General features: G+C 65.0%; 15 protein-coding genes and 4 pseudogenes. 12 read left to right on the forward strand and 7 right to left on the reverse strand.

The window, feature by feature from the left end:
* Positions 1-3: 3 nt before the first annotated feature.
* From CR162_RS18835 to CR162_RS22185, 3 genes and pseudogenes are all read right to left on the reverse strand, one after another.
* Positions 4-1,083: an NnrS family protein gene (locus tag CR162_RS18835; protein WP_099097063.1), complete on the reverse strand. Its 1,080-nt coding sequence runs from the start codon at positions 1,081-1,083 to the stop codon at positions 4-6.
* A 110-nt stretch (positions 1,084-1,193) separates the two neighbouring features.
* Positions 1,194-1,502, reverse strand: a pseudogene (locus CR162_RS18840) (transposase); the annotation flags it as partial.
* Positions 1,503-1,531: 29 nt separating this feature from the next.
* Positions 1,532-1,654: pseudogene (locus CR162_RS22185) on the reverse strand (IS3 family transposase); the annotation flags it as partial.
* On the opposite strand from CR162_RS22185, the pseudogene CR162_RS18845 reads away from it, so the two are divergent.
* From CR162_RS18845 to CR162_RS18875, 8 genes and pseudogenes are all read left to right on the forward strand, one after another.
* Positions 1,652-2,100 (forward strand): annotated as a pseudogene (locus tag CR162_RS18845) (ATP-dependent DNA helicase); the annotation flags it as partial. The pseudogenes CR162_RS22185 and CR162_RS18845 overlap by 3 nt on opposite strands.
* Positions 2,101-2,171: 71 nt before the next feature.
* A complete protein-coding gene (locus tag CR162_RS18850) occupies positions 2,172-3,602 on the forward strand; it encodes a DUF6880 family protein (RefSeq protein ID WP_099097065.1) in 1,431 nt (476 codons plus the stop codon).
* Between the two features lie 235 nt (positions 3,603-3,837).
* Entirely contained in the window at positions 3,838-4,491 is a 654-nt protein-coding gene (locus CR162_RS18855) for a ParA family protein (protein WP_099097066.1), read from the forward strand.
* 4 nt (positions 4,492-4,495) lie between these two features.
* Positions 4,496-4,804, forward strand: a complete 309-nt coding sequence (locus tag CR162_RS22195; RefSeq protein WP_141563242.1) for a hypothetical protein — start codon at positions 4,496-4,498, stop codon at positions 4,802-4,804.
* 280 nt (positions 4,805-5,084) lie between these two features.
* Complete coding sequence (locus CR162_RS18860; RefSeq protein ID WP_099097067.1) at positions 5,085-5,648, forward strand: helix-turn-helix domain-containing protein; 564 nt, start codon at positions 5,085-5,087, stop codon at positions 5,646-5,648.
* Positions 5,649-5,880: 232 nt separating this feature from the next.
* On the forward strand, positions 5,881-6,105 hold the full coding sequence (locus tag CR162_RS18865) for a hypothetical protein (protein WP_099097068.1): 225 nt from the start codon (positions 5,881-5,883) through the stop codon (positions 6,103-6,105).
* Positions 6,106-6,119: 14 nt separating this feature from the next.
* Entirely contained in the window at positions 6,120-6,500 is a 381-nt protein-coding gene (locus CR162_RS18870) for a LexA family protein (RefSeq protein ID WP_099097069.1), read from the forward strand.
* Positions 6,501-6,507: 7 nt separating this feature from the next.
* Entirely contained in the window at positions 6,508-7,770 is a 1,263-nt protein-coding gene (locus CR162_RS18875; RefSeq protein WP_099097070.1) for a Y-family DNA polymerase, read from the forward strand.
* A 48-nt stretch (positions 7,771-7,818) separates the two neighbouring features.
* Here the strand turns inward: CR162_RS18875 and CR162_RS18880 are convergent, their stop codons facing one another.
* Genes CR162_RS18880 through CR162_RS18895 form a run of 4 tightly spaced genes read right to left on the reverse strand, consistent with a single transcriptional unit; the run spans position 7,819 to position 10,227 of the window.
* A complete protein-coding gene (locus CR162_RS18880; protein ID WP_099097071.1) occupies positions 7,819-8,904 on the reverse strand; it encodes an ImmA/IrrE family metallo-endopeptidase in 1,086 nt (361 codons plus the stop codon).
* The gene (locus CR162_RS18885; RefSeq protein WP_099097072.1) at positions 8,901-9,392 is read right to left on the reverse strand and encodes a helix-turn-helix domain-containing protein; all 492 of its coding nucleotides are present in this window, start codon (positions 9,390-9,392) and stop codon (positions 8,901-8,903) included. Before CR162_RS18885 ends, CR162_RS18880 begins: the two co-directional genes overlap by 4 nt.
* A gap of 5 nt (positions 9,393-9,397) precedes the next feature.
* Entirely contained in the window at positions 9,398-10,015 is a 618-nt protein-coding gene (locus CR162_RS18890; RefSeq protein ID WP_218014936.1) for a GNAT family N-acetyltransferase, read from the reverse strand.
* The gene (locus tag CR162_RS18895) at positions 10,015-10,227 is read right to left on the reverse strand and encodes a transcriptional regulator (RefSeq protein WP_099097073.1); all 213 of its coding nucleotides are present in this window, start codon (positions 10,225-10,227) and stop codon (positions 10,015-10,017) included. The genes CR162_RS18890 and CR162_RS18895 overlap by 1 nt, the downstream gene beginning before the upstream one ends.
* A gap of 159 nt (positions 10,228-10,386) precedes the next feature.
* Here CR162_RS18895 and CR162_RS18900 point away from each other — a divergent pair, with 159 nt between their 5' ends.
* From CR162_RS18900 to CR162_RS18915, 4 genes and pseudogenes are all read left to right on the forward strand, one after another.
* Positions 10,387-11,352 (forward strand): CBASS oligonucleotide cyclase, encoded by a 966-nt coding sequence (locus CR162_RS18900; RefSeq protein ID WP_099097074.1) that lies wholly within the window; start codon positions 10,387-10,389, stop codon positions 11,350-11,352.
* Positions 11,353-11,361: 9 nt separating this feature from the next.
* Positions 11,362-11,877, forward strand: a complete 516-nt coding sequence (locus tag CR162_RS18905) for an HORMA-1 domain-containing protein (protein ID WP_099097075.1) — start codon at positions 11,362-11,364, stop codon at positions 11,875-11,877.
* Positions 11,878-12,822, forward strand: coding sequence for an AAA family ATPase (locus CR162_RS18910; protein WP_099097076.1), 945 nt, complete (start codon positions 11,878-11,880; stop codon positions 12,820-12,822).
* 10 nt (positions 12,823-12,832) lie between these two features.
* Positions 12,833-13,093, forward strand: a pseudogene (locus CR162_RS18915) (hypothetical protein); the annotation flags it as partial.

Consider the following 13,093-nt stretch of genomic DNA (forward strand, 5'->3'; position numbering starts at 1 on the left):
GCCTCACTGGCGGCGAAAGACCGTCACGGCGGTCAGAATCGTCGCCATGGTCCAGAGCACTGCGGCAGTAGCCCAGCCCAACCCAGCTGGACCAAGAGCTCGCACCAGCGCGGCCAAGCCTATGAGGATGGTGATCCCTATTGCGCTGCGAACAGGCATCGGCCGGACTTCCCGCTGCGCACTAGCCCGTATGACCATCACCAGAGTAGTGCCGCCGATGCCGCCGATCGTTGCCAGATGCAGGGCTGCGGTTTCTGGCCATTGCAACCACCCACCAGCCGCGGCAACCCAGGCGAGAAGCCCGACACACAGCCAAGCCTGCCCCGCCGCCATGGCAAGCACATCCCCGGCACTTTGTTGTAACCCCGGCGCCCAAAGCACCAACCGAACGCCAATCAACACCGAACCTACTGCCAATAGGGCGGGGCCAATTGGTTGTTCTACAGCAATAGCCTCCATCACGAAGCCCACAGCTAAACAAACCAGTAGCGCCTGTTCCAATGCCGGGCGCGGCGCGATGCGCGGCTTGCCGGCGCGTTGCGCTGCCCCGGACGCTGCGGCACCAATCAAACGGCCACCCATAGCGGCAATGAGCATGATGACAAGGCCAAGCCCAAGCCAATTTCCGATATCAGCGCCATGCTGCAGCAGCCTTAGCTCGCCGCATTGGAACACCGCATCCGCAATAAGGAAGCCGCTCAGCAGGATCGGAAATACCAAGCTGCTTAAACGCTTAGCTGCACGGAGAAAGGCAAATGCAGCAGGCAGCACGATAGCCGCTGTCGCCAGAAGTGAAAGAAAAGCCCGCACTAGATCCGGCACTGCGGGCACTATATAGGTCAAGCGCGACGCGCACCAAGCCAGGGTGATCGCCGCCAGTGCCGGACCAGAAAGGCGCGTCAGCAGAAATCCCGCAATGACCGCCAAGGCGTGGCCGAAAACCATTTCATGCGCGTGCCACAATGGGCCGCCGCTAGCCGGCCAAGTCGTGAGACCCCAGGCGAGAATCCCAAGGCCTCCTTGAACTAAGGCAAGACCAAACAGAACGCGATGAGTTGAGGAAGACAATCTGGTTCCATCCAAGGCTGGGCATCATTTGAAGTGGGCGCGGCGGCAGCTCAGGGCAATCCTTGAGGGTCGTGTCCCATCGCGTGGTGTAGGAGCGATGGTTCTGGCGGGTTGGGTGGCCGGGATCAGGCTGGCACGGCGGAGAGCCTGATGGGACCAGTATCGCTGACTGCGGCGACGGTCTCCAGCGTCATGTAGCGCGACCGCTGGATGGCCCATTCGTCGGACTGTTCGAGGAGGATGGCGCCGACGAGCCGCACGGCGGCGGCCTCGTTCGGGAATATGCCGGCCACATCGGTCCTGTGCTTGATCTCGCCGTTGAGGCGCTCGATGGGGTTTGTCGAGTGCAGCTTCGCCCGGTGCGCGGCCGGGAATGTCATGTAGGCGAGCACGTCCTCCTCGGCGTTGTCCATCAGGACGGCCAGCTTCGGGACTGATCTTCCCCTGATTTGATGGACGGGGATCAGGCGGCGGCGCGTTCCATCTGCTCGGGGGTCCTGTAGCCCAAGGCGGAGTGGATGCGCTGCCGGTTGTAGTAAGCTTCGATGTAGGCGAACACGTCGCGTCTGGCCTCGTCCCGGTCGGCTGGACCTACTGCCCGGCGACAAGGTCATGCAGGTGGCCAACAACTACGAGCGCGAGGTGTTCAATGGCGATCTCGGCATGATCACCGGCATGGACCTCGACGAGGGCGAGCTCACGGTCCGCTTCGATGGCCGGGAGGTCACCTACGGCTTTGGCGAGCTCGATGAGCTGGTGCTGGCCTACGCCACCACCCTCCACAAGGCGCAAGGCTCGGAGTACCCGGCGGTGGTGATCCCGCTGACCACGCAGCACTACGCCATGCTGGCGCGCAACCTCCTCTATACCGGTGTGACCCGGGGCAAGAAGCTGGTGGTGCTGATCGGGCAGCGGCGGGCTCTGGCCATCGCCGTCAGGAACAGCAACACGCGGCGCCGCTGGTCCAAGCTCGGGGAGTGGCTGACGCCGGCCGGCACGTCATTCACCGCCGCCGCAGCCGTGAGGCACTGAGCATGCCACCCCGCACCCGAACTCCTCGCTCACACCCGATCGCATCATCCGCGGTGGCCGAGGAGCCATCGGTGCCCTCCCTCGGCCGGTCCGGGATCAAGAAGGCCGCATCGCGCTCCCGCGCGCTCAGTGCCGAGGCGCTGGAGCAGCTGGGCGCGGCGCGGCTGGCCGAGCTGCTGATGGCGCAGACCAAGGGCGACGCCGCGCTGGCCCGCACGCTGCGCCTGGCCATTGCCAGCACCGATGGCGGTGGCCGGCTCGCCGCCGAAGTGGAGAAGCGGCTGCGCACCATCGGGCGCTCACGGGGGTTCATCACCTGGGACAAGCTGCGCCCCCTCGCCCGCGAACTCGATGGCCTGCGCGAGACCATCGCCGGCTCCCTGGCCGCAGCGGACCCGCGCGCGGCCGTGGCGCAGATGCGGCAGCTGCTCGGCCTCGCCGGTAACGTGTTCGAGCGCAGCGACGACGGCAGTGGCGCGTTGGGCGAGGTGTTCCGGCAGGCCGGCGCCGATCTCGGGCGGCTCTGGGCCTCGCTGCCGCACCGCGACCCGCTGGCGCTGGCCAGAGAGGTGCTGGCGCTCTGGGACAGTGACGGCTACGGCGAGACCGACCGGCTGCTGGAAGCGGCAGGCCCGGCGCTCGGCCCCGAAGGGCAGGCGGAACTGCGCCGGCTGCTGGAGGCGCGTCTCGCCACGCTGCCGCGCCCCCGCAAGTCCGACGTCTTCGAGAGCGGGCACGGGCGCGGCCAGATCACCTTTCGCCTGCGCGACCTGGCCGACCTCGGAGGTGATGTCGACGCCTATATCGCGGCCACCGAGGCGGGGGGCCGGGCGGAGAACTTCGCCGGCGACATCGCCGAGCGCCTGATCACCCATGGTCGTCCTCATGAGGCGCTGATCTGGCTCGACCGACCCTCAGGCCGGCACGAGAGCGAGGCAATCCGGCGCACCGATCTGCGCCTCGCCGCCCTGGAGGCGCTCGGGCAGCGCGAGGAGGCCCAGGCGCTGCGCTGGGACGCTTTCCGCCGCTGGCTGACGCCGCAGCACCTGCGCCCGTACCTCCGCGGCCTGCCGGATTTTGACGACGTGGAGGCGGAGGACCGGGCGGTGGCGCACGCGCTGGCGCATGCCGACCGCAACCTGGCTCTCAGCTTCCTGGCGGGCTGGCCCCGTCTGGACGCGGCGAACCGGCTGGTGCGGGCGCACCATGAGGAGATGGACGGGCGTGACTACGGCCGGCTCCGCCCTGCGGCTGAGGCACTGGCCGAACGCTACCCGGCTGCCGCTACGCTGCTGCACAGGGTGTTGGCCGAGGACGTGCTGCGCCGGGCCTCCTCGCGGCAGTACACCTACGCGGTGCGCGACGTCCGATCCTGTGCCAGCCTTGCACTGCTGTTGCCGATGGAGCCTGACCTCGAGAGCCATGAGATGTTCCTGGCGCGCCTCAGGCGCGAGCATGGCCGCAAAGCGGGATTCTGGACCCTGCTGGAAGACGAAAACTGAAGGCGGTCCGTCAAACTGGTTGGCCCGCTACCTGCACCAGCAGGAATGGCCTTCACCTGAGGGTGAGTGCCAGAAAGCCTCCCCTGGTTTCTGCGTGAAACCTCAAATCTGATAATCAGTCTTATCGTTCGGCCTTTACGTAACGACGACCTTGCGACCTTTCGTATTACCATGGTTGCGATGTCACGACACACCGTGTAGCCGTAGCGCCGGGGACACAAAGGTACGTAGGGACATGACCGTATTGACGCTGGCCAATTCCAAGGGGGGGTGCGGCAAAACCACCACCGGGCGAATGATGGCTGCCATCCTGGCTATGGAGGGTGCCGACTTCGCCGTGATTGACGCGGACCCTAACCGGGCTCTGCACCGCTGGCTGGCCAACCTCTACGAGGGGCCCGCGATCGTCCACAAGGCGGAGGAGAATGAGGATCGGCTGGCCCATCTGATCGCCGAGATGCGCGAGCGCCATGCCCTGGTACTGGTGGACACCGCAGGCTTTGAGAACCTCGGCAGCAGCGTGGCGATCGCCAGCGCGGATGCCGTGCTCATCCCGTGTATGTCCAGCGAGGCGGATCTGTTCGAGAGCCGGCGCACGGCTGAGAAGGTCCGGTCACTGTCGGTGACCACCAGGCGGAAGATCCCGGCTTATGTCGTCATGAACGGAATCCGGGCTACATCGGTCTCGGCCTATGCTACCCAGCAGATCCAGGAAGCCGGCCTGCAGCTGCTCACCACCACGTTCGGCCGCCGGGCTGATTTCGAGGCCGTCACCTTGACCGGCAAGACGCCAAAGTCGGGGGAGGCGTGGCGCGAGACCATGAAGCTACTGCGTGAGCTGCGCAGCCTGGGCGTCATGCCGGAAGCACGTCAACGCGTGGAGGCGTAACCACGTGAAGACGCAATTCAAGCCGCTCCCCAAGACCCCTCAGGCGCCGGACCCTGCCAACCTGGTAGAGATGGTACGGCGCGCCGATCCCACGGTGCCACCTGCCCGCGTGGATACGACCACACGTAACGACGAGCCTACGACCCTCAATCTACGCCTGCGCATGAGCAGCGTGGAAGCCATTGCTGCAACTGCGGAGGCTCGAGGAATGACCATGAAGCAGGTTGTAACGATGGCACTACGTGAGGCCGGCGTTGCGGTTGCCGAAGCCGATCTGGAGGATCGATCCACAAAGCGTCGTGGCCGTAGGTGAAGGCCGGCTGACAACCCACTGAACGGCAAGCGTTGCCTCAGCGCCCAGGGTCAGGCACTCTGGGCGCTGTTTTCCATGGAGTCCGGTTAGAAACCCAGAGCCCAGAAACGAAAAAAGCCCCCACGGCGCCAACCGGGGGACTTTTCCGACAGTCTGCCAAGGGCAGGACCGCGTGCAATGCCAATGCCCGCATCCTGCCTCGCCAAGCCGGCCAACGCAAGCGCCAACTTGCGACCGCCCTAGCTCGGTCTGCTGTCGGCCAACCGACACAGGACAGAGGATGCCGATCCATCATCGCCGGCCCGCGCGGGCCGGCTGCCACCCCGTAGCCGCATGGCAGCGCCAGCAGCTCGGCCGCCCGGCCCGTCGGGCCATCATGACCCAGGCCCGCTGCCTTGAGCGCGCCACCTATCGCCGCGGCTCCGGCCGGCATGGCGGCGCCTTGCGCGAGACCGGCCTGCGCGTGCTCTGGACGCTGCTGAACCGAGGCTGGGGCAGGGCAGGGGCCTGTGATCCGTCCCTGGCTCAGATCGCCCAGGAGACGCTGCTGGCGCGCTCGACCGTACAGCAGGCCATCGACCGCCTGGAGGAGGCCGGCATCCTGCAGCGCATCCCGCGCGGCGCCGTCGCCAGTGGGCGCTGGGTGCAAGTGACCAATGCCTACCTGTTCCGGGCACCGGAGAGCTGGCGCGGCGCAAGCGATACCGGCTTCCGGTCAGCCTCAGATTCCTATGTAGAACCAGAAGAAAGGCACGAGGAGGCGGTGGTGCTTTGGGAGGGATCTGTGCCGCCTCTGATCGCACCGGAGAAGCTGCGAGAGTTGGAGCGGAGGCTGGGCTGGTAGGGACGGGTACAAAACAAGCACAGAATCTCCTTGTTCATTTTTCGTTCGCCCCATAGGTTTGGCGTCAGGACGTGTTGGCGTCCGCCTCGCCTGACCATGGAGCTTCCCCGCTATGGCCCCCCGACCCGCGAAGCGACCCCCCGCGCCAACACGTCCTGACCCCCTGCGGAGACTGGCCGATCTGGCCGGCCGTGCCGTTGGACCCGACCGTATGCGCCGTGAGGTGGAAGCCATGGTGGCCGATCTGCTCAGCGGGGCAGGGGAGGGTGACCGCATCGAGATCCGCGAGCAGCTGGGCGAGATGGTGGACCAGCTGGCTGAAGGCGTGGATGCGGCCCTGGAAGCCACGGCGGATCTGGACAGTGCTGACCGCATCAGCATGCGCCAGGCCGAGGCCAGCCTGGCCGCTTTGCGGGCTGCCCATACGGCGCTTGCCGCCGCCCGACAGCGTGTCTGAGCGGATCCGCTACCATGGCCCAGGACGGCTATACCGGGGCCGAGACGACGGGGTTCGTCTCTCCGGCTTCTGACCACCTCGAGGGGCCGATTGACCTGTCCGAGGTGCTGGATCTGCGGCGCCCCAATCGCTACCCGGTGCGGGTGCTGGGTGAGGCGCTGATTGATCGGGGCATCCTGCCGGGCGATGTGCTGATCGCCGACGCCGCGGCGGATCCGCGCCCGGGCGCGGTGGCCATCGTCATGCTGCATGGCGAGGTGCTGGTGGCGCAGCTGGCGCACAAGCGCGGCCAGTGGTGGCTCAGGCCCGGCCGGCGCGACCAGCCGGCGGTACCGGTCTCCGAGGATATGACGCTCTGGGCGGTGGTGGCCGCCCTGGTGCGCGAGCGGGTGTGAGCCTGCCATGCCCGCGACCTACGGGCTGATCGACGGCAATTCGTTCTATTGCAGTGCGGAGCGCGCATTCGACCCAGCGCTACGCCATGTGCCGGTGGTGGTGCTGTCCAACAATGACGGCTGCGCCATCGCCCGCACGCCGGAGGCGAAAGCCTTGGGCATCAAGATGGGCGACCCGTGGCACCTGGTGCGCGGCCGCGCCGAGCTGCGCCCGGTGCGCTGGATGAGCAGCAATTACACGCTGTATGGCGACATGAGCCGGCGCGTCTACCAGGTGCTGGCCGAACGGGTGCCGCGGGTGGAGCCCTACTCCATCGACGAGATGTTCCTCGACCTCGACGTGCCGCGCGATCTGGCGCTGTTCTGCGCCGAGTTGCGCCAGGAGGTGCTGCACATCGCCAAGGTGCCGACCTGCGTCGGCTGGGGCCCGACCAAGACCATCGCCAAGCTGGCCAACGGGCTGGCGAAGGACTTCTCAGAGCTGGGCGGGCTGTGCGACCTGACGGACCCGGCCGAACGCGCGGCCTGGTACCAGCGCCTGCCGGTGGGAGAGGTGTGGGGGATTGGCGGCCGCACTCAGGAGAAGCTGGCCCGCCTCGGCATCGAGAGCATCGCCGACTTCGTGGAGGCCGATCCGCGCATCATGCGCGACCTGCTGACAGTGGTCGGCGGCCGGGTGCAGATGGAGCTGCGCGGCACGTCCTGCCTGCCGCTGCAGATGATGGTGGCCACACGCAAGGGGCTGGCCTGCACCCGCGCCTTTGGCCGGCCGGTGACGCAGTGGTCCGAGATGCGTGAGGCGGTCGCCGCCTACGCGCACCGTGCGGCGGAGAAGCTGCGCGCGGAGGATCTGGAGGCCTGCCACCTGGCGGTCTTCATCCACACCGATCCGCATGCACCGGGGGAGCGCTACGAGCACCTCCAGCACGCCGCGCGCATCGAGCCGACCAGCGACAGCCGCGACCTGATCGCCGAGGCGGTACGCATGGCGGAGGGGCTGTGGCAGGATGGGCGGCGCTGGGTGAAGGCGGGGGTGGTGCTGAACGACCTCCAGCCGGCGGGCCGGCAGGCGCGGCTCTTCGCGACGCGGGAGCCGCGGGCCTCGGCGAAGACGATGGCGGTGATGGACGCGATTAACCGCCAGCATGGTGCCGGCACGCTGCGGCCGGCAGCGATTGGCATCGCGCAGAACTGGGGCACCAGGCGCACCATGCTGTCGCCGCGCTACACCACCCGTATCGGCGAGATTATGCGGGTGAGGGCGTTCTAAGGCAGGAAAGTCGCCCGGCCCTTGGGGGAGGTGAGCCGGGCGATTCCGCTAACAGCCAACACGTGAGGTGGTGGTGAGCGAAAACGTACCAATCAAAGGTTGCACGTCTAGCCCACGATGCGGTGAGAACTGGAAAGGCGTAGCCCCTCCGGAATGATTGCGGCGCCTAGGGACTACCACGGAGATGTAGCACGATAATGAGGGATTACCGGCGGCGACGATCTTGGTGTGAGGGCGTAGCCAGTAACCGAGGGTCAGCGCTTCATGTGTGTTGAAGAAGGTCTCGAACGAAAAGATCTGCGGCTCGCCGTTGTGATCCGAAAGCACAATATCCGCCTGCCCTAGGCTGCCTCCGGCCTGCGCGCCACAGTAGGAGGCGATCACCGCAAAGAGATCGGTTTCCTTGAATCGACCGAAGCGTTCCCGGAATGGCGGCGACTCAATGCAGTAGCGGCAGGGTGCGGCCGGGTCGAAATCAGCCTTGCGCCGTGTAGGGTGCGGATGTCCGGTCACAAGCGCGACCATCGGACGGTCGCCGTGACCGTGCTCGGCGAGCCGCCAAAGCGTCGAGGTCACCGTATTGCCGAAACGTTTGCTGAGCCCTCGCACCAAGTCGAGACTGGGCGTCGACGCCATCGCTTCCTGCCGGAAACGGTTGGCAAGAAAGAGCAGCTGCCCCGCAGCGTAGTTTGCTTCCGCTTCCATGATCTCATGGCAAGCAGGTGTCAGCGTCTGTTCAGTGTCGCCGAACATCATACCAGCATGCCAGGGAATGACGTCGTGGCCGATCTCGTGCGCCTCGTTCCACCGATGCTTTAGCGGCGGAAGGTTCTGATCGATCAAAATGCGCTTCTGGTCAGGCAAGTAAAGCGCCTTTAGGCTGAGGCTGCGCACGGCATCCGCCAGCAGGGTCGGTCGGAGCAGAACCTGCTGGCCCGCAACCTTCATCTTCGAAAAGACGTCGCGCAACATGCTCTGGTCCGTCGTGCTATAATAGCCGCGGTCGAGCTTCAGTAGGTCGCGCACCATGCGCAAATCGATTGGCGGCTCAGGATCGCCAAGGCCCTTGAGAAGCTTGGCGACCTGTCCGTCGATATCGGCAATCGTGCGAGGACCTAGATTGACGTTCCTCACTTCACCCGCTTCGGCTCTTGCTCGCTCAGGACGGCGACGAACGCCTCAAGAGCCGAGCTTTCCTCCGACGTCAGCTTCTGCACGGATTCCGAACGCGCCGCGAACCGGACTGCTTCCTGCCGCAGCCCGGCGTCGTTCGCCGCCGTCAGGCCAGCCAATTGCATAAGGCGCATTTGCGACACTTCGAAGGTCTGGGCAAGCCGATATACCGTGCGCGGCTCAGGCCTATGATGAACGTCGTCCTCAATCACGAGCAGCTCACTGGCGTCGACTTCCGCCGCATCTGCTAGCTGCTCCATCGATAAGCCTCGTCTGCGGCGCATCAGGTTCACGAATTTGCCGAAGGCGATCCGACTGTCCTCGGCCGGCGCGGTCGCGGCACGTTCCTCTGGAGCCGGGTCGAACGCCAGCAAGCCGGCTCCAATGACCGCATCACCCTCGCGACGCGCCCGGTTCAGCCACCAGTCCTTGCTCCGTTCCAGTTTCATCGTCCTCACTCCTTCTCGAGGAACGCCTGGGCGCGCGCGGCGGTCATCTCGAAATATCTTAAGTTCTGGTAGGCCGCGTCCTGCCCGAGGTCGGTCATGCCGATCTTGGCGTAGAAGGCATCAGCTTGGGGCAACGAGTGTAGCCCAATACGACCTTTAAACCCTTCCTCATCGCTCAAGGCGACGGCGGCAGTGAGCAGCGCCGAGCCGACGCCCCGCAGCCGCGTCGGACGTCCGAGTTCCGGGCGGTTCCACGGCGCCACCTCAACATAGTCGAGATAAACGAGCGGCTTGCCCGCCTGGCTGGGCTCGCGGGCCGCCTTGGTCAGGTCAACCTGAGACAGCCCCTGAGTCACGCCTTGGGCCACGACGCTGAACCCGCGAAAGGCCAGCAGCCCCTGCACGCGCGCCGTCTTCTTGCCCCAGTCCCAGTGCCAGCTCTGCGGCCACTGATCGACCGGCACGCCACGGCGTGCCAAGTCCTGCAGCACCGCCAGAAGCGCTGGCTGCCATTCTTTTTGCCAATCATCGAGCTGCGCCTGCTCAATCGCATCGCGAAGCTCGCCTTCAACGCCCTCACCGGTCGCAACATCGAGAAGATGAATGACCGAAATCTCGGTCATCATAGGAACATCAGCTCCGCCTTTTCTTTCGTGGCGTCGTTCTCGAACAAGAGCTTGTCGCCCTTTTCGACCCGAGCCTCGATCGTCTGGTAAAGCCGCAACGCTTGCCGAAGCACGGCGGTCTTAGTGATGTCCTTACGCACCGACAGATCGTCGAGCGCACGCATCTCGGCATCGGTGAGGTTCAGCGTCATCGTCCGCTTCGCCGTCATCTGATCCTCCGTCGTTCGCCTACATAGAGATTTGGTGGAAGTAAGTCAAGGCCCCGTAGCCATTTATACACCCCTTGAATGGCCATTTTATAGCTATTAAATCTTTAACGTAGTGATTCGGAACTCACCTAGGGTTCGGCACGGACGGGAGATCTGACCATGGGGCGGCAGCATGTCGGCCACAGCGAGATTGCCGCCTTCGCGCAGGAGAGGGTGAACCTGCCAAAGGATAAGGCGGACGAATATCGAGCGCAGGCGCGTCGCTTGCGGGAGAAGCTGGAAGGCTATCTCGACGAGCATCCGACCTTTACCCTGAAGAAGATGATGCTTTCGGGCAGCCTTGCCAAAGGCACCGCGCTCCGGTCCCTCAACGATATCGATGTGGCCTGCTATGTCAGCGGCGCCGACGCGCCCGCCGACATCCGCGCGCTCCTCGACTATGTTGCCGAACGCCTACGCAAAGCGTTTCCGAACTTCAGCCCCGACCAGGTCCAGCCGCAAACCTACTCAGTTACGGTCTCCTTCCGTGGCAGCGGCCTCGACGTCGATGTCGTCCCCATTCTCTACGATGGCGATCAGAACTGGTACGGCAACTTGGTTAGCCAGGACGACGGCTCGTTCCTAAAGACGAGCATCCCGCTCCATCTCGAGTTCGCTTCCAAGCGCAAGCGCTGCCAGGAGAAGCACTTCGCCCAAGTCGTGCGTCTCGCCAAGTTTTGGGCGCGGCGGATGAAGCAGGAGCGCGACGGCTTTCGCTTCAAGTCGTTCATGATCGAGATGGTGCTGGCCAAGCTCTGCGACGACGGTCTGGACTTTTCCGACTATCCCGAAGCGCTCCAGCACTTCTTCACCTACATCGCCCGTAGCGACTTCCGTGAGCGGATCGTGTTCACAGACTACTATGCCGCTTCGACCGTGCCGTCTTTGTCGGACATGGTGCAGATCATCGATCCGGTGAACGCCGCCAACAACGTTGCCCGCCTCTACACGGCAGCCAACGCCGACGGCATCGTCGATGCGGCGCTCGACGCCGGCGACGCCATCGACTCCGCCCTCGCGGCGCCCACTAAACAGCTGACCGTCGCCTACTGGCAAAAGGTTTTCGGCTCCTCCTTCCAACCGTGAGGCGATCCCATGGCCGCCAGCTATTCCTACACCGAGTCTACGGCCTTCACCGTCACCCATGCCCGGCACATGGCGGCGAAGGTCGCCACCGACCTGAAGCGCATGCAGCGCCTTTACGGCTCGCCATCGGATGCGCGCATCGCGCAGTTCGAAGCTGAAGCGGTCGAGCTGATCAAGGCGGGCTATTTCGGCACCGTCACCTACGGCTTCCAGCGGGATGGTAACTGGATCGAGCCGACGTTGCGGTACACGGCGCGCGACCTCGCCGGCATGTCAGCGAACGACGATGACCCTGGTCGCGTCCGCCCGGGTGCCAACGTGTCCGGCGCCATTTTCAGGAGCTATCTGACCTACAGTGCCGCCTGGAGGCAGCTGACCTCGGCGCAACAGACCGCCTTCGAGGCCACGCTGCCGCTCTCGCGCAATGGCAGCCCTGAGCCCGGCCTCGCCGGCTACCTGGCCACCGATAAGACCTACTCCTCGGGCGGGCGGGCGCTCGACCGCGCCACACTTCGGAGCTTCTAGATGACCACCCAGCCTGCTCTCGATGACCTCTTTGAGCGCCGTATTACCTATCCTGATATCGAAACGCAGGCGCGTCTTGCGCGCCTCATCGGCTTGGACGAGCAAAAATCCCGGCTGACCAAAATTTTGGCGCTGTTGGTAAACCCTGCCGGGTTGGAAGACTGGGCGCGCCACCACCATCCGGGTGCGCAAGCCTTACTCGACACGGTGCTACGCCGGCCGCCGCTAGTCATCCTTGCTGGGGACGTGGGATCCGGCAAGACCGAACTTGCCGAAACCATCGGGGACGCGGTCGCCCGGCAAGAGCGGATTGACATCACGCTCTTGCCGCTCAGTCTATCAACGCGCGGTCAGGGCCGGGTCGGAGAAATGACCCAGCTTTTATCGGCTGCCTTCGACTACACCATTGCCGAGGCAAACCGACTCAAATCCGTATCAGGCAAGGCGCGAGGGGCGGTTATTCTGCTTGTCGACGAGGCCGACGCGCTCGCCCAGTCCCGCGAAGCCACACAGATGCACCATGAGGACCGCGCCGGCGTCAACGCATTCATCCGCGGGATAGACCGCATCGCAAACGGCAAGCTCCCTGCGGCCGTGATCATGTGTACCAATCGGCTGAGTTCGCTCGACCCCGCAGTGCGGCGACGGGCTGCCGAGGTGCTGAGCTTTGCCCGCCCGAGCGACGATCAGCGCCGCTTCATCTTGACCAGCCGGCTGGAGTCGATGGGTATTGGACGTGTCCATATCGACCAGCTTGTCGCTGCGACTGGCGCGGAGCGGGGAAAGCGCGATTACGGGTTCACCTTCTCGGACATGACGCAAAGGCTGCTGCCATCCATTGTCCTCGACGCCTATCCTTCGCGCGCCGTTGAGGGCGCTCGGGCCGTCGAGGTTGCACGCACCATTGCGCCGACGCCACCCTTCCGGGATGGGGCGCCGGCGTGAGGCACGCATCATGACCCAGGCCGTCACCGTACGCCGCGATGGCGATACCTTCCAGGCTAGGTTGTTCTGGTGGCACGCCGCCCGACTGCTTGATCCGCAGAGCCCGATCGTTCGCGTAGGCTTCGAGATGGGGCCTAAGAGCTTTGACGACATCTGGATCGAGTACGATCCTGCCCGTAGCGCAGCTGACCAGTACGGCGAGCCACTACGCCGCGAACACATTCAGTGTAAATGGCATGTCAGTCCCGATAGCTACGGCTACGCTCATCTC

Origin of the sequence: Teichococcus rhizosphaerae (assembly GCF_002631185.1) — a bacterium.
Lineage (GTDB): Bacteria > Pseudomonadota > Alphaproteobacteria > Acetobacterales > Acetobacteraceae > Pseudoroseomonas > Pseudoroseomonas rhizosphaerae.